The organism is Pseudomonas sp. SORGH_AS_0199 (genome assembly GCF_031453735.1).
GTDB lineage: Bacteria > Pseudomonadota > Gammaproteobacteria > Pseudomonadales > Pseudomonadaceae > Chryseomonas > Chryseomonas aestiva.
The window spans coordinates 2,360,577-2,383,073 of record NZ_JAVJAE010000001.1 but is presented as its reverse complement, the minus strand read 5'-3'; the positions used below and the strand labels follow the sequence as shown (position 1 = coordinate 2,383,073).

The following is a 22,497-nucleotide window of genomic DNA, read 5'->3' as shown; positions in this document are numbered from 1 at the left end:
CCTCTCCCTCAAGCCCTAGTGGAAATCCCGACTCGACACCATGAGTTCGTCGAGCAAAGGACTCAGGTCGGTCAAGCGACCGGCGATCAGGTGCTGCACCCCCGCTTCCCGTTCCAGATGCCCCTCGACCTGTAGCAATCGTGCCTGCAACAACGGTCGCCGCTGCTGTTCGCCCACCGCGCGCCAGACCACCACATTGAGCATGCCGTGCTCGTCTTCCAGGGTCACGAAGATCACCCCGCTGGCCGTGCCCGGTCGCTGTCGTCCGCGCACCAGTCCGGCCACCCGCACCAGGGCACCGGGTCTGATCTCGTCCAGCTCACGGAAATCCCGGCAGCGTCGTGCCTGGAGTTCGCCGCGCAACAGGCTCAACGGATGGGGTCCCAGGGTGGTGCCCAGCATGCGGTAGTCGGCATGCACGTCCTCCGCGACGCTGGGCGCGGGCAAGGCCGGGCGTTCCTCCAGGGCGCTGTCCGCCGATTCGAACAGCGGCAGCTGGCGCTCCACCCCGGCCATGGCCCAGCGTGCCTGATGGCGATCCCCGGCCAGCTCCGCCAGGGCACCGGCCTCGGCCAGCTGTCCGCGCGCCCGGGCATCCAGCTCGGCCCGGCGACAGAGGTCCTCGACGTCGCGAAAGGGCTGCGTACCCCGTGCCGCTACCAGGCGCTGGCCAGCCGCTTCCGCCAGCCCCTGCACCAGGCGCAGGCCCAGGCGGATCGCCGGCTGATGGCCGGCACTCGCCTCCAGCCGGCAATCCCAGTCGCTGGCCTGCACGGTCACCGCGCGCACCTCGATGCCGTGGCGCCGGGCGTCCTGCAACACCTGATCCGGACTGTAGAAACCCATCGGCCAGCTGTTGACCAGGGCACAGGCGAAGGCGGCCGGCTCGTGGCACTTGAGCCAGGAGCTGGCATAGGTCAGCAGGGCGAAGCTGGCGGCATGGGACTCGGGAAAGCCGTAGCTGCCGAAGCCCTTGATCTGCTCGAAGAGGCGCGCGGCGAATTCCGGGCGATAGCCGCGCTCGACCATGCGGCTGTGCAGCCGTTGGCGATGGGGTTCGAGGCCGCCGTGGCGCTTCCAGGCAGCCATGGAGCGGCGCAACTGATCGGCTTCGCCGGGCGTGTACTGGGCGGCGACCATGGCGATCTGCATCACCTGTTCCTGGAACAGCGGCACTCCCAGGGTGCGCTCCAGGGCTGGACGCAATTCGTCATGGGGATAGTCGGCCTCCTCTTCCCCGTTCCGGCGGCGCAGATAGGGATGCACCATGTCGCCCTGGATGGGGCCGGGACGGACGATGGCCACCTCGATCACCAGGTCGTAGAGGGTTTGCGGCCTGAGGCGCGGCAGCATGGCCATCTGGGCGCGGGATTCGATCTGGAACACCCCCACCGTATCGGCGCGGGAGATCATGGCATAGGTGGGCGGGTCTTCCTGGGGCAGGCTGGCCAGGGTCCAGCGCTGGCCACGCCAGCCGGCGACCAGGTCGAAGCAGCGGCGCAGGGCGCTGAGCATGCCCAGGGCGAGGATATCGACCTTGAGCAGGCCCACGGCATCGAGGTCGTCCTTGTCCCACTGGATCAGGGTGCGTTCGGGCATGGCGGCGTTTTCCACCGGCACCAGCGTCGCCAGGGGCGCTGCGGAAATGACGAAGCCACCGGGATGCTGGGAGAGATGCCGGGGAAAGCCGATCAACTGGCCGGCGAGGATGAGCACTCGCTGCAGCAGCGGGCTGTCCGGGTCGAAACCCGCTTCGCGCAGACGCTGCGGACCGGGGATCTTGTCGGTCCAGCGCCCGGCGCACCCGGACAGGGCGTCGAGCTGGTCGCCCGGCAGGCCCAGGGCCTTGCCGACATCGCGCAAGGCGCCGGCGGCGTGATAGGTGCTGACCACCGCGGTGAGCGCGGCCCGCTCGCGCCCATAGCGGCGAAAGACGTACTGGATGACCTCTTCGCGCCGCTCGTGCTCGAAGTCGACGTCGATGTCGGGCGGCTCGTCGCGCTCACGGGAGATGAAGCGCTCGAACAGCAGATTGCCGGTGAGCGGATTCAGCTCGGTGATGCCCAGCACATAGCAAACCACCGAGTTGGCCGCCGAGCCGCGGCCCTGGCAGAGGATGTGCTGGCGGCGGGCGTAGTCGACGATGTCGTGCACGGTGAGGAAGTAGTTCTCGTAGCCCTTTTCGGCGATCAGCGCCAGCTCCCGGGCCACCTGGTCGGTGACCCTTTCCGGAGCGCCTTCCGGCCAGCGCCAGGCCAGGCCACGGCGGGTCAGCTCGGCCAGCCAGGCACCGGCCGTCGCGCCGGCGGGTATCACCTCCTGGGGATAGCGATAGCGCAACTCGCCCAGATCGAAGCGGCAGCGGGCGGCGATCCTCAGGGTCTCGGCGCGCAGCGCCGCGGGATAGAGGCTTTCGAGCACCGCCAGCGGGCGCAGATGGCGCTCGCCGTTGGGATGCAGGCGATAGCCGGCTTCGGCCACCGGCAGGTGATGGCGGATGCCGGTGAGCACATCCTGCAGGGCCCGGCGCCCGCGGGTGTGCATGTGCACGTCGCCACAGGCCACTGCCGGCACGCCCAGTTGGGTGCCCAGTGCCTGCAACTGCAGGAGTCGGGCGGTATCGTCGGCGCCGCGCAGCAATTCGACGCCAAGCCAGAGGCGCTCGGCGAATACCTGCTTGAGCCAGGCGCCCTCCTCGGCCACGGGTCCTTCTCCCGGCAACCAGATCGCCAGCAGCCCGGGCAGTGGCGGTTGCAGATCCGCGCGAGCAAGCTGGTAGCGGCCCTTGGGCGCACGACGGCGCGCCCGGGTGATCAGGGCGCAGAGGGTCTCGTAACCCGGCAGATCCTCCACCAGCAGCACCAGGCGCAGGCCGTCGTCGAGGGTCAGCTCGCTGCCGACGATGAGTGGCAGCCCGACCTGGCGCGCCGCCTGCCAGGCACGAACGATGCCGCTCAGGGTGCCTTCGTCGGTGATGGCCAGCGCCGCGTAGCCCAGCGCCCTGGCGCGCTCGAACAACTCCAGGGCGCTGGAGGCACCGCGCTGGAAACTGAAATTCGACAGGCAATGCAGCTCGGCATAGCCGCTCATGCGAACCAGCCCTGGATCCACCAGGGCGTCTCCTCGCCATAGCGGCGAAAGGCCCAGGCCTGGCGTCCGTCGGCCACCTCGATGCGATAGTAGTCGCGGCGCTGGTCGCCCCCGTCCCACCAGCCACTTTCGATGCGTTCAGGGCCCGCGAGGACGCGGCGTGGCTGACCGTCGAGGGGACGCGGTTCGCTCAGCAGCCAACCCGGACGCAGACCGGGCAGCGCGGTCTCCAGGCGTCGTTCCGGGCGCCAGACCAGGGCGCGCTCGGGACGGTGATCCGCCTGGATGCCAAGACCGAGTACCGCTGCTTCGCCCAGCCGGGCACGCAGGCGCTCGCGCAATACTTCCCAGCCCACGGCCTGGGCCGGGCGTTCGTCGAACAGGCCATGGCGCTCCGGCACGAAGAGCGGCAATTCCTCGCTTTCCAGGCGCAGCGCCAGTACCGGCGCCACCACCTGCAGCTGTTCAAGACGACCTCGGGCGAATTCGAATAGCAGGGCGGCATCGCGCTCGGGCGCCAGCAGGCCGATGGTGAGGGCGGTGGCCGGACCCTGGCGATGCTCCAGCCAGAGCAGGAAGCGCTGCACGCCACGGTCGCGACTGGCCAGCCAGGCGGCCAGGTCGGCGGTAAGGCGGCGCAGCGGGAACAGCAGGGCCTGGTGGGATTCCACCTCGAAATTGAGCTCCACCCGCGTCACGAAACGGTCGGGGGGTCGATAGAATTCCAGCGCCAGGCTGCGGCTGCCACCCAGCAGATCCAGCTGCTGCAGGAGCTCCGGAGTGAAGCGGCGGGCCAGGGCGACCCTGGGCAGGGCCTTGAGCTGCGCCAGGCGGCGGATGCCCATGCGTGCCAGCGCCTGGGCCTGCTGGGGAGCGAAACCGGCCCGCTCCACCGGGAGTCGATCGAGCAGACGCGGCAGCTCCTCGGTGGAGGCGGCCAGACCATCGGCGACATTGGTCAGCACCCGCGCCGCCACCGGATTGGGCGCCAGGGCCAGCCGATGGCGAAAACCCAGGCCCTGGAGCTCCTGGCGCAGGCGCCGTTCCAGCCGCGGCCACGGCCCCAGCAGCGGCAGACTGGACTGCACCTCCAGCAGCAGCGCCCGGGGGTAGTGGCGGCTGACCTGGGAACTGAAGCCATAGCCCCAGGCCGCCAGCAGCGTCTCGGCCGTCTCGATGAGCGCCGGATCGTGCTCCTGCTGCTCGAAGTCGCGGGTCAGCGCCTGGGCGGCGGCCAGGGTCAGGCCCGGGCGCAGTCCCAGCGCTCGGGCGGCCGGATTGACCGCCTGCAGCAGCCGCCGGTGCGGTGGTCCGGAGAGCAGCACCAGCGGCTGCTCCGGCTGCGGATGACGGCGCAGCACGGCATCCAGCGCCAGCTGCGGAAAGAGGATGCAGGCCCAGCGCATGGCAAGCTCAAGCGCCGCCGGCCAGATCGAGCACGCCGGGTTGCCCGCCCCGGCATTTGCGGATGTGCAGCCGTTCCAGGGGGGCCCGGAGTTCCAGACGCAAGGCCGCTGGCGAGGGATTGTCCAGGGCAGCGGCCGGACGCAGGGCGAAGGCCAGGGTACGACCGCTCTCCGCGGCGACCTGCAAGCGGCGCAACTGGCGATCATCGGCGCGCTCGGGCCAGCAGAGCACCGCGCCAAAGCAACCCGAACGCAGGCATTGCTCGGCGGCCCAGAGCACCTCGGCGCCCTGGGCGCGGATCACCACCAGGGAATCCAGCGCTACGCCGGCCGCCTGCCAGGCCAGGGGATAGGGCAACAGCGGCGGCGCGATCAGGGCGATGCGCTCGGCGGCCTGGCTCAGGCGCGCCAGGGTCGGCCAGAGCAGCCGCAATTCGCCATGGCCGGGGCCGGCGAGCAGCAATTCGGTGAGGGCCGCCTCGGGCCAGCCGGCGCCAGGCAGATAGGCATCCAGGGCAGCGACCCCGGTGGGCTGACCACTGCGCCGGGCTTCGGGACTGGTCTGCCCCTTCCACAGGCGCCGCTCCTCGAACAGCCGGGCCAGGCTGGCGCCGCCGACGCTCATGCCGCCAGACCTGCAGGGGTGTTGTCCATGGCCATCGCCTCTATCTGTATATGCATACAGTATTAAAGGCGATTCGCATCGGGGTCAAGTCGAACCGCTGCCTGGATCGATGAAGGGGCCATCCGAATCCAGATCACACCGCAGGCAACCACCATTGTTCGAGGGCATGGCGGAGGCGATAAGGCTGTCAACTGACCTGTAGCGCCGGGCGTCTGGCAGTGCACTCGATGGTGGGCCAGAGGCACTGGATGCCCGCAAGATGAAGAACATGAAGATTTCGGCAGCCATCGGCAAGGTCGCGGGGTCCTTGCGCCGACGTCAGCCGTCCAGTCACCGGCTCCGTCCCGAGCACGCGCCGGTACTGGGAGTCGTGGCAGGCATCTTGTATCCTGCGGAAGACACTTCGAGTGCCCGGAGGGCCTCATCATGCGTTCGCTGCTCTATGGCCTGCTGCTCGCCAGTGGCGTCGTGGCCGCTCAGGATGTCTACAAGTGCGTGGACGACCAGGGCCGGACGACCTATACCCAGGGCGCCTGCCCGACGAATAGTCAGATCACTACCATTCCGCTGCAGAGTCTGCCCGACAGCAACGGCTTCACGCCGCCGCCCAGGCCTGCCGCGCCTCCGCCGGTCAGTGCGCCGCGCGAGGTCACCGTGGTACCCGCCCCCGCTTCCAGCCGCCAACGTCCGGTCGACGACATCACCGTGGTCGGCGGCTCCTCGTCCTCTTCCAGCTCGCGTCAGGAAACCGAGGTGCGCGGCTCCGGCATCATCTATCAGCCGGTGCCGGTCTACATCGACCGCCGCCCACGCAACGAGACCTGGCACATGGTGCCCCATCCCCAGGCCCAGCAGCCCCAGCCGCCAGCGCCTCCACCGCCGCCGAACCGGGGCATCCCCATCGATCGCTAGCGCTACAGCTTGTGCAGGAAGTTGACGACGAACTTGCGCCCCTCGGTGCGGTTCTCGGCGTCCTGTTCGAAGTAGCTGTTGACGGTGACCAGGTTCTCCCGGGAAAAGGCGTAGGTGAAACCCGGGCCCCAGGCCCAGACCTTTTCCCGCCGCCCGCTGACGTCATGCCCGTCCACCTGGGTGTCGGTGATCTGCCGGAGCCAGTAGCCGCTCAGGCCGACGCTGAGCCGATCGTTCAGCGCGTACTGGGTGGCGAAGTTGGCGTGCAGCGCCTGGCCGGCCCGGGTATCGGACACATCGCCGAAGCTGCGTAGCGGCTGGTCGTTCCTGCCGTTCCACAGGTACCAGAAGCGTCCGGTCACCGACCACTGCGGCGTCAGCCAGTAGGTGGTGGCGTAGTAGGGATTGAAGGACCAGAAGTTGCTGCCCGGATTGATCGCCCGGTCGCGGTCGTAGCGACCGGTGGGGGCGACGATCTCGGCCTCGATACGCTGCGCCCAGCGCGGTCCGCCATCGGGGCGGGTGGTGGTGGGCAGTTGCAGGAAGGCGCCCAGGGTCAGGTCCCCTACCCCTTCGCGGGCGCTCAGCGCCTGGCCGCCGAGGCCGTCATCGACATCGGCATGGGCCAGCCAGGGCAGGATGGCGGTGAAGCCGGGCATGGCGCCATTGGCCAGGGGCTGGCCGAGGTAGATCAGCTGGGTGACCGGGGCGAAGGTGGTCAGCTCCTGCTTGGGCAAGGGCAGCTTGCGCCCGTCCTGGTCGTTGAAGCGGCTGGTCTTGCCATAGATCAGGTACTCCGACAGGTACCAGCCGGGGCCATCCGGCGCCGGCGCGCCATCGTAGAAACTGGTGGAGCCGAGGTTGAGACCGGGCAGATCGTAGGCCTGGACCTGCAGGGAGGCGAGACTGGCCGCGGCCAGCAGACCGAATTCGAAACGTGTGCGCATGACGTCGTCCTGGAATTGTTCTTGTTGTGGGAAAACGCGATCACCACGCCCGGGCAGGCGCGGCGATCCGGGTCAGACGTAACTGGCGGCGAGACCGCCATCCACCGGCAGGTTGGCGCCATTGATCCAGCGCGAGGCATCGCTGCAGAGGAAGGCAATGGCCTCGGCCACCTCGTCGGCCAGCGCCGGGCGCAGCATGCGCTGGCTGTCGCGGGCGACGCGCTCTTCGCCGAGCATGCTGACGAAGTCGCCGAGGATGGGGGTGAATACCGGCCCGGGCGCCACGCAATTCAGCCGCACGCCGAATTCGCGGAACCAGGTCTGGGACTGCACGAAGCTCCAGACGATGAGCGCCTCCTTGAAGTACTGGTAGCAGGTGGCCTGGTCCACCGGATGGGCTTCCAGCCAGGCCTGGGCCTGGGCGAAGTCGGCGATCTGCGCCAGCGCGCGATGCTGTTCCAGGCGCTGTGGCCATTCGGCGCCGAGGATGGAGGCGACGTTGACGATGGCGCCACCCTGCCCCAGCCGCGCGACCAGTTGCTGGCTGAGCAGCCGCAGGCCGAGATAGTTGACTCGCGCCACGGCCTCCCGGGGCGCCGTGCCCGGCACCCCGGCGACGTTGCACAGGCCGTGCAGACGCTCCGGCAGGCGGTTGACCAGGGCGGCGATGCTGTCGGGATCGCCCAGGTCGGCCTGGTGAAAGTCGTCCAGGCTGAGTTGGGGCTGATTGCGATCGACGCCGATCACATAGGCGCCCTGAAAGCGCGCCAGACGCGCCAGTTCGGCGCCGATGCCGGAAGCCACGCCGGTGACGACCAGGGTCTTGCCATACAGGGTCATGGGATTTTCCTCTTGTTGTTATTGGTTGGGTAACACGGGCTAGAAGGGATAGCGTGGCGGCTCGGCATGCTCGGTCACCCACTGCCACTGGCTGTAGTCGTCCCAGTTGCACAGGCCGCCGACGCTGCCGCCATTGCCGGACTGGCCACGCCCGCCGAAGGGATTGACCACCTCGTCGTTCACCGTCTGGTCGTTGATGTGCAGCATTCCGCACTCCAGGCGTTCGCCCAGGGCGCGGGCGCGGGCCAGGGAGCCGGAGAGCACGCCGGCCGCCAGGCCGTAGGGGGTGCGATTGGCCAGGTCGACGGCCTCGGCCTCGCTGGCGAAGGTCACCACGCTGGCCACCGGACCAAAGATTTCTTCGTCGAAGGCGCGCATGCCGGGACGGACACCGCTCAGTACGGTCGGGGCATAGAACAGCCCTTCATGCCGGCCGCCCTGCTCCAGCCGGGCACCGGCAGCGAGGCTGTCGGCGACGATGCCCTGTACCCGTTGCAGCTGCCGAGCATTGATCAGCGGACCCAGCTGGGTCGTGGGTTCCAGCGGATCACCCAGGCGCAGGGCGGCGGCGCGGGCGACCAGGCGTTCGGTGAAGGCGGCGGCGAGGCGCTGGTGCACCAGGATCAGCCCGGTGGCCATGCAGATCTGGCCCTGGTGCAGGAAACTGCCCCAGGCGGCGCAGCCGACGGCGCGGTCGAGATCGGCGTCGTCGAGCACGATCAGCGGATTCTTGCCGCCCAGCTCCAGGGCCACCTTCTTCAGGTGGCGCCCGGCGCTTTCCGCCACCTGGCGCCCGGCCTGGGTCGAGCCGGTGAAGGCGATCATCCGCACCTGGGGATGGGCGCAGAGCGCCGCCCCGGCCTCGGCGCGACCAGGCAGCACCTGCAGCACGCCCTTGGGCAGGCCAATGGCTTCGAACAGTCGGGCGATCAGGATGCCGCCGCTCACCGGCGTCTGGTGATCCGGCTTGAGCACCACGGCATTGCCGCACGCCAGCGCCGGCGCCACGGCGCGCAGCGAAAGGATCAGCGGGAAGTTGAAGGGCGAGATCACCCCCACCACGCCATGCGGCAGGCGGCGGGCATAGGACAGCGCCCCGCGCTCGCTGGGCAGGACCACGCCATGGGGCTGCAGCAACTGGCCGGCGACCTGTTGCAGGATGACCCCGGCTTCGCGCAATTCCAGCTCGGCCTTGGGCAGGATGCCGCCGGTCTCCCGGGCGATCAGGGGGGCCAGTTCAGCGCGCTGCATTTCCAGCTGCGCGGCCGCGGCCAGGAACAGCCCGGCCTTTTGCCGGGCGGTCCAGCCGGCCCAGGCCGGTTGCGCCTGGGCCGCCTTGGCGCAGGCCCGGTCGATGTCGGCGACACTGGCCAGGCCGGTGCGATGCAGGGGCTGGCCAGTGGCAGGTTCGATGACCTCCAGAGTGCCACCCTGGGCGGCGATCCAGTCGCCATCGAAAATCCGCTCGCGCCAGGGTGCGCCGTCCAGGAACGGTGTGGATGGTCTGCTCATAGCCTTCTCCTTGTTGTTATCGGGCCACGGTGGGCAAGGACAGGGGAGCAAAGGCTGTGCCCAGCCCGGGCTGGCAGGAGAAAGAGCCGTTCAATCAGGGACTTGCTGATTTAGGTGGACAAAGACACCCGGCCTACCCGGCAAACGTCTTGCTCAAAAGATAAAGTTATGAGGTATAACCTTTCTCTCGATTGCGCATTTGCGCAATTACTCCGGGAGTCCTGCCATGGCCCTGTCCGAACGCCTGTCCCTCAACGCCTTGCAGCAGGTCGCGCCGGGCCTGCACCGGGGCGACAGTGCCGCCTGGGACGGCAGCGCCAGCCCGACCCAGGCGGAACTGGCCGAGTGCCTGTTCTTCTCGCCCGGCGATGGCCGCATCTGGCTCAATGACCAGCGCATGCTGCTGGTGCACGCCTCCGCCTTTGGTGCCCTGCGGCGCGAGTTGATCGGCGCCCTGGGTCAGGAGCGCGCCCGCGGTCTGCTGACCCGGGTGGGCTATCTTTCTGGGGTAAGGGACGCCGAACTGGTGCGCAAGCGCTGGCCCCAGGCCGACGCCGCGGCCATCTTCGCGGCCGGTACCCGCCTGCATGGCCTGGAGGGTCTGGTGCGGGTCGAGCCGCTGCATTTCGAATTCGATGTCGACCAAGGGCGCTATGGCGGCGAATTCCTCTGGCATCACTCGGCCGAATGCGACGAGCACCAGATCGCCCACGGTCAGGGCAGCGACCCGGCCTGCTGGATGGAGATCGGCTATGCGATCGGCTATGTCAGCAGCCTGTTCGGTCGCCTGGTGATCTTTCGCGAGGTGGAATGCCGCGCCATGGGCCACCACGTCTGCCGGGTCGAAGGCCGCAATGCCGAACGCTGGCCCGATGTGGCGGAAGACCTGCGCTATCTCAATGCCGCTGGCGACGGCGCCCCCGCGACAGCCGCCACGGAACGCCTGCCCGCGCCCCTGCCCCACGCCGCCGACGGCCAGCAACCGCTGGTGGGCGCCTCGGCGGCCTTCAACAGCGCCTTCCAGGCCCTGCAGCGGGTCGCCCCGACCCCGGCCACGGTGCTGCTCACCGGCGAATCCGGGGTGGGCAAGGAATTGTTCGCCAGCCACCTGCACCGCCTCAGCCGCCGCGCCGACGGCCCCTTCGTCGCACTCAACTGCGCGGCCATTCCCGAGAATCTCATCGAAGCCGAATTGTTCGGCGTGGAGCGCGGCGCCTACACCGGCGCCAACCAGTCCCGCGCCGGGCGCTTCGAACGCGCCCAGGGCGGCACCCTGTTTCTCGACGAGATCGCCTGCCTGAGTCTGCCCGGCCAGGGCAAGCTGCTGCGCGCGCTCCAGGAGCGCGAGATCGAGCGGGTCGGCGGCAGCCGCACCCTCAAGGTGGACGTGCGCGTGATCGCCGCCACCAATCTGGACCTGCGCGACGCGGTACGCCGCGGCGACTTCCGCGAAGACCTCTTCTATCGCCTCAACGTCTATCCCATCGGCATCCCGCCCCTGCGGGACCGCCGCGACGACGTGCCGCTGCTGGTGGATCTGTTCCTGCGGCGCTTCTGCGCCGCCTACGAACGTCCGCCAGTGGGCCTGACCATGCGCGCCCTCAAGGCCCTGCTGCGCTACGACTTTCCCGGCAACGTGCGGGAATTGCAGAATCTGGTGGAGCGCGGGGTGATCGCCAGCGATCCGGGCGAACTCATCGACCTGCCCCACCTGTTTCGCGGCGAATCGCTGCCGGCCGACCTCCTGGAACCGGCGCCGCAGACAGCCAGCTGGCTGGAACGCCTGGGCGTGGACGGCAAACGCCCGCTGCACCTGGGACAGCTGGAAGCCGAGCTGCTCGACGAAGCCCTGGCGCGCAGCCAGGGCAACGTGGCCGCCGCGGCGCGACTGCTCGGCCTGAGTCGTGCCCAGTTCGCCTATCGCCATCGCCGCGCGCGCCAGGATCTGGACTAGAATGACCCCTCGATACCCTCCTCTCGCCATCTCCGACGGAAGCCCTTCCCGCCGATGAGTTCCCCCGACGACGCCACGCCCCTGGACCCTGCCGCCACCCCCTGGCTGGACACCGCCGTAGGCTATGCCCTGCGCCGCGCCCAGATGAAGATGTTCCAGCACCTGGTGGACAGCCTGGCCGCCTATGACCTGCGCCCCGCCCAGTTCACCGCCCTGGTGATCCTCGAACAGGAACCGGGCCTGATGCAGGCCGACCTGGCCCGGCGCCTGGCCATCGAGCCACCGCAACTGGTGCTGCTGCTGAACAAGCTGGAACGCCAGGGCCTGGCCGAGCGGGTACGGGGCACCCAGGATCGCCGCGCCTACGCCCTGCACCTCACCGAGCAGGGCCGTGCCCTGGTGGGTGAACTCAAGGAACGCGCCGCCGCCAGCGATCGCGCCGCCAGCGCGCCACTGGAGGATGCCGAGCGGGCCGAGCTGTTGCGTCTGCTGCGCAAGCTCAATGGGGAATTGGGCTAGGTCGATTTCGAGGTGCGCCTTGAGTCGCGTATTCGCCCAGATACGGCAAAATCGTCTAGGACGACTGCAATCCTGTGGCAACGAACTGTGGCGTAGTCAGTATCAAGAGGCTGCCGAATTCGACAGTGACTTTCGCTATGCAGGCTTCCTATACTGAGGTTACCTGATCGAACGAGCAGCCTCTGCCAGGGCGTCCAATCCTACGTTCGCAGGAAACCCGGTGTGGCAGCGCCGGGTTTATCGTTTCATGCCCTGAGCGTCCTTCCGTTCGAATCCGCCTGCTCAGCTCGTGGCCAGCTACGAGTGGGCCAAAAAGATAGATTTCAAGCCCGAACCTCTCCTATGACTAGCCCCTCTCCCTTTGAGAGAGGGCCAGGGTGAGGGACACCGGCAGCGCCTGAGACACCTCCCTGTTGGGCTTCGCTGCGCTCAACCGCAACCTACGAAAAGCTGACCTATGTCCAGCTTCCCCCTCTCCCACGGGAGAGGGCCGGGGTGAGGGACACCGGCAGTGCCCGAGGCACCACCCCGTTGGGCTTCGCTGCGATCAACCGCAACCTACGAAAAACTGACCTATGTCCAGCTTCCCCCTCTCCCGCCGGGAGAGGGCCGGGGTGAGGGACAACCTGACCCTAGGCGCCTCCGGTCCGCTCGCGGATAATGCGGCTCCCCGTCCGCTCAGGAGACATCCAGGTTGAATACCCCTCGTCCGCGCCCGGAAGTTGCCGGCGTCGCCTCCGCCGACCGCGTCCTGACCGTGCTCACCGCCTTTCGCATCGGCGATTCGGCCCTGAGTCTCGCCGAGCTGACCACCCGCACCGGGCTGATCAAGAGCACCATCATGCGCCTGCTGGTCTCGCTGGAGACCTTTGGCCTGGTCACCCGCCTCGCCGACGGTCGCTACATGCTGGCCAGCGAAGTGGTACGGCTGAACGCCATCTACCAGGACGCCCACGATGTGGAGCGCCACATCATGCCGCGCCTGCATCAGCTGACCGAAGAGAGCGGCGAGACCGCATCCTTCTATGTGCGCCACGGCGCCTATCGCCTCTGCCAGTACCGGGTGAATTCGCCGCATCGCCTGCGCCTGCACCTGCAACCCGGCGACATGCGGCCCATGGACGAGGCGGCCAGCGCCCAGGCCCTGCAGACCTCCCATGAGGTCGCCAAGGCCGGGCTGACGCCCTATTACTCCTGTGGTGTCACCGATCCCCATGCCGCATCCCTGGCGCTGCCGATCTATGGCGCGCAGGAAGAGCTGCTGGGCGCCCTGGTCATCTCCGGTCCGGCCAACCGCCTTACCCAGGAACGCGCTCGCGCCCTGCATGGGGTACTGGGTGCCACCGCCGACGAACTGACCCGCAGCCTGGGCGGCAAGCCACTGTACGGCTCGACCGTCAAAAACCGTACAGACTGACCGGGTTGTCGCGCAGGATGGCGGTACGCGCCTGTTCATCGGGTGCCCAGTCGGCCAGCAGGTCGAAGATACGGCCGTCGTCCGGCTTGTGGCCGGCCGCCACCGTGGGGTGCGGCCAGTCGCTGCCCCACAGCAGCCGCTCGGGATGGCGCCGCACCAGCTCCCGCGCCACGGCGCCGACATCGGCATAGTCCGGCGGACCACTGCGCGACCTGATGTAGGGCCCCGATAGTTTCACCCAGGTACGACCACCGTCCAGCAGCCGTCCCAGCACGGCGAAGGCCGCCGACTGCACGCCTTCCGGCTGGGGCACATGGCCGAGGTGATCGATCACCAGTCGCGCCGGCAGGCGTTGCAGACGGCTCTCCAGCTCCACCAGCTGATTACCCGGAGCGACCACCTGGACGTTCCAGCCCAGTTCGTTGACCCGTGCGGCCAGGGGCTCCAGATCGTCCAGGTCGGCACCCCCATAGCTCAGGTTGAAGCGGATACCGCGTACCCCGGCCTGGTGCAGCTCCTGCAACTCGGCAGCGGTGATGGCTTGGTCGATCACCGCCACCCCGCGGGCCTGGCCGCCGCTGCGGGCCAGACCGTCGAGCAGGCAGCGATTGTCGGTGCCATAGGTGGACGGCGTGACGATCACCAGGCGTTGCAGCCCCAGCAGCGCCTGCAGCTGGCGGTAGTCGTCCAGGGAGGCATTGGGCGGCAGCAGCTTGGCGCCGGGCGCGGCCGGATAGCGGTCGTCGTAGAGATGCATGTGGCAGTCGACGCTGCCGGCCGGCGGCTTGAGCCGGGGCGCCGTCTGGATACTGGAAAAGGGTGTGGAGGCCTGGGCCCCCAGGGTGTTGAACAGGCACAGAACGGCACCCGTCTGGGCGCTCGCTTGCAAGAAGCGCCGACGATTGAAGGTCATGAAGAATTCCTCGAGCGGCCGGCCAGCCCGAGCGGGCCGGCCGTGACAGGTCCTAGCTGGCGTTGGCGGTTGCGGCCTGAGCTTCGGCCTTGGCGCGCATGGCCTTGCGGCCCATGACCAGCACCAGCAGACCGCTGATGGCGCACAGGGTGGCCAGCGGCAGTACCGCCAGGGCATGGCTATGGGTGGCACCGTGGATGGCGCCATAGACGTTGACCATCACCCCGCCGCCGATGAGGTTGGCCAGGGCGCCGATGGCGGCCAGACCCGCCGCGGCGGTAGAGGACGACAGCCAGCCCGAGGCCAGCGCCCAGAACGGTCCCTTCATCGAATAGGCACCGATCAGCACCAGGCTCAGCAGGATCACCGTGGCGGCCAGCGACGAGGTGAACATGCCCGCCAACAGACCCACGGCGATCAGCAGCATGGTGAGCGAGGTGTGCCAACGACGTTCGCCGGTGCGATCCGAGCTACGGCCCCAGAGGACCATCGCCACGGAGGCCAGGCCATAGGGAATGGCATTGGTGAGGCCGACCTCCAGATTGGACAAGCCAAAGGACTTGAGCAATTGCGGCGCCCAGACGCTCATGGTGCTGCCGGCCGCCGAGGCGCCCGAATAGATCAGCGCCATCACCCAGATATCCTTGTGCTTGAGCAGTTGCCAGAGGGAGATATGGCCGATGCTGGTTTTGCGTCCGCGCTCTTCGGCCAGCTTGAGCGTCAGCCAGCTGCGCTGCTCGTCGCTCAGCCATTTGGCCTGCTCCGGGCGGTCGGTCAGCACGAACAGGCAGGCGATGCCCAGCAGCACGGCGGGGATGCCTTCCAGGATGAACAGCCAGTGCCAGCCACGGATACCCAGCCAGCCGTCCATGCTCAGCAGCAGGCCGGAGAGCGGCGAGCCGAGGAAATTTGCCCCCGGTATCGCCACCATGAAAAGGGCGACCATGCGCGCCCGGTAGTTGGACGGCAGCCAGTAGGTGAGATACAGCAGCACCCCGGGAAAGAAGCCGGCTTCCGCAGCGCCCAGCAGGAAGCGCATCACGTACAGCGAGTTGGCGCCCTGGACGAAGGCGGTACCGGCCGAAATCAGCCCCCAGGTGATCATGATCCGGGCGATCCAGATTCGCGCACCGAAGCGTTGCAATGCCAGGTTGCTCGGCACCTCCACCAGGAAATAGGAAAAGAAGAACAGGCTGCTGGCGAAGCCGAAGATCGCGGGCGTCAGGCCCAGATCCTTGTTCATCTGCAGCGAGGCCATGCCGATGTTGCCGCGGTCGATGATGGCGATGAGGTAGCAGACGATCAGGAACGGCAGGATGCGCCAGGCGACGCGGCGCATGGTCGCGCGTTCCAGTTCGCTGACCGGGGACGTGGGGGTAGTCATGAGAGCTCTCCGTCTTATTGTTGTGGAGATCGCGTGGCAGGCGGCCCCGTGGGGCCACCCCGTCGCCGCCGCGCTTAGGCGGCCGTCAGGTGGCGATTGACCACCGCGCGCGACTCCACCGTCTTGCCGTGCCAGCAATCGAGCACCTGCTGCACCGCTACCAGGCCGACGCGGTCGCGCGCCTCGGTGGTGTTGGCGCCGACGTGCGGCGTGGCCACCAGGTTGGCGACTCCCCAGAGGTTGCTGTCCGCCGGCGGCGGTTCGGGATGAAAGGTGTCCAGGCCGGCGCCGCCGAGCTGGCCTTCGCGCAGCGCCGTGACCAGGGCCTGGGTATCGATCAGCTCGCCGCGGGCGGTGTTGATCAGCAGGCTGCCGGGGCGCATGCGGGCGAACTGGGCGGCACCGAACAGGTGGCGATTGGCCTCGGTCAGGGGGCAATGCAGGCTGATGACATCGCACTCGGCCAGCAAGGCATCGAAGCTCTCCTCGCGCTGGACATGATCGCGCGCGGGCAGGTGCTTGAGATAGGGATCATAGACCCGCACCTGCATCCGCAGCGGCGCCACCAGATCCATCAGCACACTGCCGATGGCGCCCAGCCCGACCAGACCCAGGGTCTTGCCGAACAGCTCGGTGCCGTTGGCCTGGGACTTGTCCCAGTGTCCGGCGCGCATCCGCGCATCCAGCCAGGCGGTCTGCCGCGCCACGCTGAACATCAGGGCAAAGGCGTGTTCGGCCACCGACTGGGCATTGGCGCCCAGGGCGATGGTGACCGGAATCCCGCGGTCGGCCGCGGCCTGGAGGTCGATGGTGTCGTAGCCCACGCCGTGCTTGGCGATGATCGCCAGCTTGGCCGACGCCTCGATCATGGGCCGGGTCAGCTTGCCCTGGCGGACGATGATGGCGTCCGGCTGTTCCTGGCGGATCAGGGCGAGCAGGTCGTCATGGGGCATGTAGGGCTCGGTCGGGATGACCTGGACGTCATGGGCGGCGGCCAGGGCCATGGCTTCGGGAGCCAGTGCCGGACCGGTGAGCAGGATCTTGCGGGTCATCGGAGTACCCCTTGTTGTTATGGACGGGCACAGCGCCTAAGGCGAGCGATCTGTCTCAGAACCTATCATAATGAAACGCCATTGCAAATTTTATCTTGTAATCGATCAAGAGGGCCGGTCAAAGGACTTGAAACCTTGAAAACGAAATGCAATTCTGAAATCAGCCAGCTAATACGTGGCGGCATCCGACAATTCCCACAAGAGAAATGCCCATGACCATCGGCTTCAGAGTGCTCACTGCCCAACGCAAGGTCGCGGCCGACTGGGTCGCGCGCTACCGCGACATCCCGGTCGCCAACGTCAGCGACTCCATGCACCGCATGACCGCCGGCGGCTCGCGCCTGCGCCCCATGCATCGCCAGGGCGTACTCGCCGGCCCGGCCCTGACCGTCAAGGCGCGTCCGGGCGACAACCTCATGCTGCACCACGCCCTGGACATCGCCGAACCGGGTGACGTCATCGTGGTGGATGCCGGTGGCGACCTGAGCAATGCGCTGATCGGCGAGATGATGGTGGCCTACGCGGTCAAGCGCGGCGTGGCCGGCATCGTCATCAACGGCGCCATCCGCGATTCCGCCAACATCGGCGCCGGCGACTTCCCGCTGTTCGCTGCCGGCATCTCCCATCGCGGTCCGTACAAGGACGGCCCCGGCGAGATCAACGTGCCCATCGCCATCGACGGCATGGTCATAGAGCCGGGTGACCTGGTGATCGGCGACGACGACGGCCTGCTCTGCGTGCCCTACGATCATGTCGCCGAGGTCTATGACCGCGCCGCCGCCAAGCACGCCGCCGAAGAAAAGCAGATGCAACAGATCGCCGAAGGCACCAACGACCGCAGCTGGGTCCTGGAATCGCTCAGGAAGAAGGGCTGCGCCCTGCCCTAGCGACCTCTTGCCGGTATGAAAAAAGGCAGCTCTTGGCTGCCTTTTTTTCATGTTGGCACCCTCTCGAAACCGCTCTGCTGATGGCTCCCGCACTCCCGACCACTGCAGGCGGCGGCATCCCGACGCCTTCCACACCGCCTTCGCGCCTGGCGCAGGTGCTGCCGGCGCGGCCTGCCAAAGAAAGAGGCGGCCTGGGCCGCCTCTTTCCATCCCGAACCTCTGCGCCTCAGGTACGCCCCACCCCTTCCAGGCCCGTCGTGCCCAGCGGCTTCACCGGCTCCCGCCGACTCGGATCACCCAGCCAGAGCATCAGCACGACGCCCAGCGCCAGCACCGAGGCCACCACATAGAAGGGCCCGGAGAAACTCTGGGTGGCATCCTTGACCAGGCCGATGGCGAAGGGTCCGACGAAGCCGCCCAGGTTGCCGATGGAGACGATCAGCGCCAGTCCCCCCGCCGCGGCCCGACCGGTCAGGAAGGTGGAGGGAATGGCCCAGAAGGTCGCCTGGAAGGACAGGATGCTCGCCACCGCCACACTCAGGCAGGTCATGCGCAGCAGCGGATCGGCCGAGAGCGCCGCGCCCACCAGGCCCAGCGCGGCAAGCGCCAGGGCACCGGCCACATAGGGCAGCCGCTGGGCACCCTGGTTGGCCTGGCGCGCCCAGAGCGTCATGGCGACGGCGCCAAGGATGTAGGGGATGGTGGCCACCAGGCCGACGGTGGTGTTCTGCATGCCCAGGCTCTTGATGATCTGCGGCATCCAGATGCCGATCCCCACGGAGCCGACGATGCCGCAGAAGTTGATGGCGGCCAGCATGAACACCTTGGAGTTGGTGAAGGCGTGGCGCAGCGTGGAACCATGGGTGGCACCGATCTCGCGCTGCTCGCGGGCCAGGCGTTCAGTCAGCCAGGTGCGCTCGCGGGTCGACAGCCAGCGCGCCTTGGCCGGCGTATCCACCAGCACGAACAGACAGAGGATGCCGAGCAGCACCGCCGGCAGGGCTTCCGCCACCAGCAGGAATTGCCAGTTTCTCAGCCCCATGAAGTCATGCACGTCCAGCAGCATCCCCGACAACGGCGAGCCAATGATGTTGGCGGTGGGGATGCCCAGCAGAAAGGCCGCGGTGGCCTTGGCGCGCCATTTGCCGGGAAACCAGTAGGTGAAGTAGAGGTAGACCCCCGGGGTGAAGCCGGCCTCGGCCACTCCCAGCAGGAAGCGCAGGATGCTGAAGCTGACCGGCCCGGTGGCGAAGGCCGTGGCCATGGAGATCAGGCCCCAGCTGATCATGATCCGCGCGATCCAGACCCGTGCGCCGAAGCGCTGCAACAGCAGGTTGCTCGGCACCTCGAAGAGGAAGTAGCCGAAGAAGAACAGGCCCGCCGCCCAGCCGAACATCGTCGCGGTGAGCCCCAGGTCCTGGTTCATGCTGATGGCGGCGAAGCCGACATTGGTGCGGTCCAGGTAGCTGACCACATAGCAGGCGAAGATGAACGGCAGGATGCGCCACAGGGCGCGCCGCAGGAGTTGCTCGCCCTCGGCATCGGTCAGAGACGGCTGCTCGCCCGGATGGGTCTGGCTCATGGGTAACCTCTCTTGTAGTTGTTGTGGGGTAAAGCGCGAGACGCCGCAGCGCCGGTCAGAGATGGGAAAACAGCGGCAGGCCGCGTACCGGAGTCTCCGCGCGCAGGATGCTGCCGGTCTCGGATTCGGTGATGAACAGGCTGCGCCCTTCGGGGCCGCCGAAGGCCAGGTTGGTGTTGCTGATGCCGGCGCAGGATTTGAGTCGGGCCAGCGGCTCGGCCACCGGTGAGAGCTGCCAGACCGAGCCGAAACCGGTGTGGGCGATGTAGAGATTGCTCTCCTCGTCCAGCGCCAGGCCATCGGGGCCGCCCAGGCCGCCATGCAACTGGGCGAAGACGCCGACCTTGCCGATCAGCGGGCCGTTGCCCAGGGGAATCCGCCAGACCTGCTGGGCGCGGGTCACCGCCACCAGCAGGTGGTTGAGCCGGGGATCGAAGACGATGCCGTTGGGGCTGGGCACCGTCGCCAGCAGACAGCTGAGCTGGCCATCGGCGCCCAGACGATAGACCCGGCCGCTGGCGTCCTGCAGACCGGTCTGCCCCTGGTCGGTGAAATAGAGATCACCGGCCGGCGAGAACACCAGGTCGTTGACGCCCTTGAAGCCTTCCGAGCCGGCGCTGCCCAGCACCGTCTCCACCTCGCCGCGCAGCGGATCGAGCTGCAGGATGCCGCGCCTGTAGTCGGCGATGAAGATGCGCCCGTCGCGGTGGATCTTCAGGCCGTTGGGCCAGCCGTCGTATTCGCAGACCAGCTCCCACTCGCCCCTGGGATCGATGCGGAAGATGCGCCCGTTGGGGATGTCGGTGACATAGAGATTGCCCTGGCGATCGAAGGAGGGCCCTTCCAGAAAGGAATCGATGGCGCGGCCCTGGCGATTGGCATCGGCCCAGGCGGTCCGCCGCGGCTGGCGATAGCGCTCGGGCAGGCGGGTGAAGACAGCAGTTTCCAGCGTCGGAGGCGCAGTGAAGAAGCTCATGCGCAGAGACCTTTGGCGGCGGCGTAGGCCGGCTAGCGGAGGGGGGTTACCCTTGTATTTATGAAACGCTATTTCAAAATAAAGGATGAATAGCCAAATGCAAGCCCTGATAGCCTGGATTCCTTACGGAAATTACAGACTCATACTCTGGAATCAGAACGAAACTCTGGAAAGGCCCCGATTGACGGGCCAGCACGCGGCCAGCTACCTGGAAAGCCAGGTCCGGTCAGCGGCTATTGGGAAGCAAGACAGGGATGCAGCCAGCGACTGGCGCCTGGTTCCGCGACAGACGAACAGGAAAATGCCCGGCGCCCTCCGGGGCGCCAGGCGCCTCTGCAGTCGGGAGTGCAAGGATGGCAACGGGGTGCCGAAGCGGGCCACCAGGACCGGGATGGCCGGCATTGCACCGGGCACCCTGGTCCTGGCGCTACATCTCACGCCCTGATCAACAACGGCGCCGTTCCGCGATAGCAGGCCTCCAGCCGTTCCGCGCGATGGGTCAGGACGCTGCGCTGGTTGAGCGAGCCCTTGTCGGTGATCTCGCCGCGGTCGGCGGATGGCGGTTCTTCCTGCAGGGCGATCCATTCCAGGCGGCTGGCGTTGCCCGAAGCCTCGCGATTGAGGCGCTTGAGCCAGGCGGCGAACCAGTCCTGCACCGGGGCGCTGGCCAGTACCGTGGCGGCATCGACGCCGTCTTCCAGCCCGGCCAGTTGCCGGCAATCCGCCAGGCGCGGGAAGACCAGCAGTCCCAGACACTCGCGATCCGGCGCCGCCACCACCACGTCCTGCACCAGCGGCGTCCCCTCCAGCACCGCGCGATTGCGCAGGGGACCGACGCTGACGAAGACCCCGGACGACAGCTTGAAGTCCTCGGCGATGCGGCCGTCGAACATCAGGCCCAGTTGCGGGTTGGCCGGGTCGACCAGCTTGAGGGCATCGCCCGAGCAGTAGAAACCCTCCTCGTCGAAGCAGGCGGCGGTCTGGGCGGTGTCGCGCCAGTAGCCGGGCATGATGTGCGGACCCCGGAAGCGCCCTTCCAGCTTGCCGTCCACCGGCACCAGCTTGAGTTCGCAGCCCGGCGCCGGCACCCCGACATAGCCGGCTACTGAAAGCGGTCCGGTGGTGAAGGTGCAACTGGGCGAGGCCTCGGTCATGCCCAGACCGGCCATCATGCGGATGCGTTCGCCGCAATGGGCCTCGGCGATGCGATCCAGGCGATCCCAGACGCTTTGCGACAGCCCCGCCGCGGCAAAGAAGAACAGCCGCATGCGGGCGAAGAAGCGCTCGCGCAACTCGGCGTCGCGCTCCAGGGCATTGGCCAGCTCTTCCCAGCCGCGCGGCACCGTCAGGTAGGCGGTGGGCGATACCTCGCGCAGATTGCGCAGGGTCTCGCCGAAGCCCTGGGGCGTCGGCTTGCCTTCGTCCAGATAGAAGGTGCCGCCGTTGTAGAGCACGATGCCCAGGTTGTGGCTGCCGCCAAAGGTGTGGTTCCAGGGCAGCCAGTCCACCAGCACCGGCGGCTCTTCGCCAAACACCGGAAAGGTCTGCAAGAGCATCTGCTGGTTGGCGCAGAGCATGCGCTGGGTAGTGGTCACCGCCTTGGGCAGCTTGGTGGAACCGGAGGTGAAGAGAAACTTGGCGATGCTGTCCGGCCCGGTGGCGGCGAAGGCACGCTCGGCGGCGGCCAGCTCACCACGGGCGAGCAGCGCCGCGAAGGTCAGGTTATTGCGGCCCTGTACCTGACCGCGGGTCGCGATCACCGGTACGTCGGCGGGCAGCACGGCGTCCAGCGCCTTCTGGAAGGCCGGGCCATCGCTGACGAACACCAGTCCCGGCTGCAGCAGGCCGCAGACATGGCGCAGCTTGGCGTGGTCCTGGGACAGCAGCGCGTAGCCGGGCGACACCGGGCAGAAGGGAATGCCGGCATAGAGGGTGGCCATGGCCAGCTGCAGGTGCTCCGGGTCGTTGCCGGAGAGAATTGCCAGCGGCCGCTCGGCGGAAAGACCGAATTCCAGCAGCGCGGCGGCCAGCTGGCGCACCCGCTGCAGCATCTCGCCATAGGAGAATTCGCGCCAGGCGCCGCCGGCTTCCCGGGCGGCGAAGAAGGTGCGGTCCGGGGCCACCGCGGCCCAGTGCAGCAGCCGGTCCAGCAGTCGCGGCGGCGGCGGGGTCAGGGCTTCCTGGGAGGCCATGTAAAGCAGTCCACCCCGCTCTTCCACGGTGACGCCAGGGTGTCCCAGGGTCACCGGGCGATAGCGCAGCGGCTGATCGGCGGGCGCGCGGGTATGCGTGACGTGACTCACCTTGAATTCTCCTCTGGGCTGGCGCCCGAGGGCGCCTCTTATTGTTGTTGCAACAGGAGCGAGGTTCTGTACGAAAAGTCGCCGAGCGAAGGTCAGGCGAGGCGAAAAAGGCTGAGGAAGCGGAGTTTACGAGCGGTAAATGAGCATTCCGAAGCCTTTTTCAACGAAGCATCACCGA

Annotated in this window: 17 protein-coding genes; 5 read left to right on the top strand and 12 right to left on the bottom strand. The window is 67.8% G+C overall.

Translation table 11 applies throughout. From position 1 onward, the window contains the following. Positions 1 to 15 precede the first annotated feature (15 nt). From QE444_RS11125 to imuA, 3 genes are read right to left on the bottom strand one after another with little or no spacing between them, the layout of a single operon-like run. The gene (locus QE444_RS11125; protein ID WP_309741978.1) at positions 16 to 3,090 is read right to left on the bottom strand and encodes an error-prone DNA polymerase; all 3,075 of its coding nucleotides are present in this window, start codon (positions 3,088 to 3,090) and stop codon (positions 16 to 18) included. Beyond that, positions 3,087 to 4,496, bottom strand: coding sequence for a DNA polymerase Y family protein (locus QE444_RS11120; RefSeq protein WP_273861140.1), 1,410 nt, complete (start codon positions 4,494 to 4,496; stop codon positions 3,087 to 3,089). Before QE444_RS11120 ends, QE444_RS11125 begins: the two co-directional genes overlap by 4 nt. Before the next feature lie 7 nt (positions 4,497 to 4,503). Then, positions 4,504 to 5,121 carry a translesion DNA synthesis-associated protein ImuA gene (imuA, locus tag QE444_RS11115; RefSeq protein ID WP_309738509.1) on the bottom strand — a complete coding sequence of 206 codons (618 nt, stop codon included), beginning with the start codon at positions 5,119 to 5,121 and terminating at the stop codon, positions 4,504 to 4,506. Between the two features lie 426 nt (positions 5,122 to 5,547). Here imuA and QE444_RS11110 point away from each other — a divergent pair, with 426 nt between their 5' ends. Beyond that, positions 5,548 to 6,033, top strand: a complete 486-nt coding sequence (locus tag QE444_RS11110; RefSeq protein WP_273861142.1) for a DUF4124 domain-containing protein — start codon at positions 5,548 to 5,550, stop codon at positions 6,031 to 6,033. Positions 6,034 to 6,035: 2 nt separating this feature from the next. Here the strand turns inward: QE444_RS11110 and QE444_RS11105 are convergent, their stop codons facing one another. The 3 genes from QE444_RS11105 to QE444_RS11095 form a co-directional block, all read right to left on the bottom strand. Then, the gene (locus tag QE444_RS11105; protein ID WP_280306968.1) at positions 6,036 to 6,980 is read right to left on the bottom strand and encodes a transporter; all 945 of its coding nucleotides are present in this window, start codon (positions 6,978 to 6,980) and stop codon (positions 6,036 to 6,038) included. 72 nt (positions 6,981 to 7,052) lie between these two features. Next, positions 7,053 to 7,820, bottom strand: coding sequence for a coniferyl-alcohol dehydrogenase (locus QE444_RS11100; protein WP_280306967.1), 768 nt, complete (start codon positions 7,818 to 7,820; stop codon positions 7,053 to 7,055). A 39-nt stretch (positions 7,821 to 7,859) separates the two neighbouring features. Beyond that, positions 7,860 to 9,332 (bottom strand): benzaldehyde dehydrogenase, encoded by a 1,473-nt coding sequence (locus QE444_RS11095; RefSeq protein WP_285389088.1) that lies wholly within the window; start codon positions 9,330 to 9,332, stop codon positions 7,860 to 7,862. Between the two features lie 226 nt (positions 9,333 to 9,558). On the opposite strand from QE444_RS11095, the gene QE444_RS11090 reads away from it, so the two are divergent. The 3 genes from QE444_RS11090 to QE444_RS11080 all read left to right on the top strand — a co-directional run bounded on the left by QE444_RS11090 (position 9,559) and on the right by QE444_RS11080 (position 13,222). Further along, positions 9,559 to 11,286 (top strand): sigma-54-dependent Fis family transcriptional regulator, encoded by a 1,728-nt coding sequence (locus QE444_RS11090; protein WP_187978911.1) that lies wholly within the window; start codon positions 9,559 to 9,561, stop codon positions 11,284 to 11,286. A 54-nt stretch (positions 11,287 to 11,340) separates the two neighbouring features. Continuing rightward, complete coding sequence (locus tag QE444_RS11085) at positions 11,341 to 11,805, top strand: MarR family winged helix-turn-helix transcriptional regulator (protein WP_187978910.1); 465 nt, start codon at positions 11,341 to 11,343, stop codon at positions 11,803 to 11,805. Between the two features lie 694 nt (positions 11,806 to 12,499). Continuing rightward, on the top strand, positions 12,500 to 13,222 hold the full coding sequence (locus QE444_RS11080; protein ID WP_059314331.1) for an IclR family transcriptional regulator: 723 nt from the start codon (positions 12,500 to 12,502) through the stop codon (positions 13,220 to 13,222). Here the strand turns inward: QE444_RS11080 and QE444_RS11075 are convergent. From QE444_RS11075 to QE444_RS11065, 3 genes are all read right to left on the bottom strand, one after another. After that, the gene (locus QE444_RS11075; protein WP_285389091.1) at positions 13,203 to 14,135 is read right to left on the bottom strand and encodes an amidohydrolase family protein; all 933 of its coding nucleotides are present in this window, start codon (positions 14,133 to 14,135) and stop codon (positions 13,203 to 13,205) included. The genes QE444_RS11080 and QE444_RS11075 overlap by 20 nt on opposite strands. Positions 14,136 to 14,187: 52 nt before the next feature. Next, positions 14,188 to 15,519 carry an MFS transporter gene (locus QE444_RS11070; RefSeq protein WP_309738501.1) on the bottom strand — a complete coding sequence of 444 codons (1,332 nt, stop codon included), beginning with the start codon at positions 15,517 to 15,519 and terminating at the stop codon, positions 14,188 to 14,190. Positions 15,520 to 15,593: 74 nt separating this feature from the next. After that, on the bottom strand, positions 15,594 to 16,571 hold the full coding sequence (locus QE444_RS11065; RefSeq protein ID WP_187978907.1) for a hydroxyacid dehydrogenase: 978 nt from the start codon (positions 16,569 to 16,571) through the stop codon (positions 15,594 to 15,596). 212 nt (positions 16,572 to 16,783) lie between these two features. Between QE444_RS11065 and QE444_RS11060 the strand changes: the two genes are divergently transcribed. Then, positions 16,784 to 17,458, top strand: a complete 675-nt coding sequence (locus QE444_RS11060; protein WP_280306962.1) for an RraA family protein — start codon at positions 16,784 to 16,786, stop codon at positions 17,456 to 17,458. A gap of 226 nt (positions 17,459 to 17,684) precedes the next feature. On the opposite strand, the gene QE444_RS11055 is transcribed toward QE444_RS11060, so the two are convergent. The 3 genes from QE444_RS11055 to QE444_RS11045 form a co-directional block, all read right to left on the bottom strand. Then, complete coding sequence (locus QE444_RS11055; RefSeq protein WP_309738499.1) at positions 17,685 to 19,040, bottom strand: MFS transporter; 1,356 nt, start codon at positions 19,038 to 19,040, stop codon at positions 17,685 to 17,687. A gap of 55 nt (positions 19,041 to 19,095) precedes the next feature. After that, positions 19,096 to 20,016 carry an SMP-30/gluconolactonase/LRE family protein gene (locus QE444_RS11050; RefSeq protein WP_309738496.1) on the bottom strand — a complete coding sequence of 307 codons (921 nt, stop codon included), beginning with the start codon at positions 20,014 to 20,016 and terminating at the stop codon, positions 19,096 to 19,098. 434 nt (positions 20,017 to 20,450) lie between these two features. Further along, a complete protein-coding gene (locus QE444_RS11045) occupies positions 20,451 to 22,319 on the bottom strand; it encodes a feruloyl-CoA synthase (protein WP_309738493.1) in 1,869 nt (622 codons plus the stop codon). Positions 22,320 to 22,497 lie beyond the last annotated feature (178 nt).

Bases quoted from the DNA above. Each gene is read 5' to 3' on its own strand.
- QE444_RS11125 (WP_309741978.1), bottom strand. From the start codon at position 3,090: ATGAGCGGCTATGCCGAGCTGCATTGCCTGTCGAATTTCAGTTTCCAG.
- QE444_RS11120 (WP_273861140.1), bottom strand. From the start codon at position 4,496: ATGCGCTGGGCCTGCATCCTCTTTCCGCAGCTGGCGCTGGATGCCGTG.
- imuA (WP_309738509.1), bottom strand. From the start codon at position 5,121: ATGAGCGTCGGCGGCGCCAGCCTGGCCCGGCTGTTCGAGGAGCGGCGC.
- QE444_RS11110 (WP_273861142.1), top strand. From the start codon at position 5,548: ATGCGTTCGCTGCTCTATGGCCTGCTGCTCGCCAGTGGCGTCGTGGCC.
- QE444_RS11105 (WP_280306968.1), bottom strand. From the start codon at position 6,980: ATGCGCACACGTTTCGAATTCGGTCTGCTGGCCGCGGCCAGTCTCGCC.
- QE444_RS11100 (WP_280306967.1), bottom strand. From the start codon at position 7,820: ATGACCCTGTATGGCAAGACCCTGGTCGTCACCGGCGTGGCTTCCGGC.
- QE444_RS11095 (WP_285389088.1), bottom strand. From the start codon at position 9,332: ATGAGCAGACCATCCACACCGTTCCTGGACGGCGCACCCTGGCGCGAG.
- QE444_RS11090 (WP_187978911.1), top strand. From the start codon at position 9,559: ATGGCCCTGTCCGAACGCCTGTCCCTCAACGCCTTGCAGCAGGTCGCG.
- QE444_RS11085 (WP_187978910.1), top strand. From the start codon at position 11,341: ATGAGTTCCCCCGACGACGCCACGCCCCTGGACCCTGCCGCCACCCCC.
- QE444_RS11075 (WP_285389091.1), bottom strand. From the start codon at position 14,135: ATGACCTTCAATCGTCGGCGCTTCTTGCAAGCGAGCGCCCAGACGGGT.
- QE444_RS11070 (WP_309738501.1), bottom strand. From the start codon at position 15,519: ATGACTACCCCCACGTCCCCGGTCAGCGAACTGGAACGCGCGACCATG.
- QE444_RS11065 (WP_187978907.1), bottom strand. From the start codon at position 16,571: ATGACCCGCAAGATCCTGCTCACCGGTCCGGCACTGGCTCCCGAAGCC.
- QE444_RS11060 (WP_280306962.1), top strand. From the start codon at position 16,784: ATGACCATCGGCTTCAGAGTGCTCACTGCCCAACGCAAGGTCGCGGCC.
- QE444_RS11055 (WP_309738499.1), bottom strand. From the start codon at position 19,040: ATGAGCCAGACCCATCCGGGCGAGCAGCCGTCTCTGACCGATGCCGAG.
- QE444_RS11050 (WP_309738496.1), bottom strand. From the start codon at position 20,016: ATGAGCTTCTTCACTGCGCCTCCGACGCTGGAAACTGCTGTCTTCACC.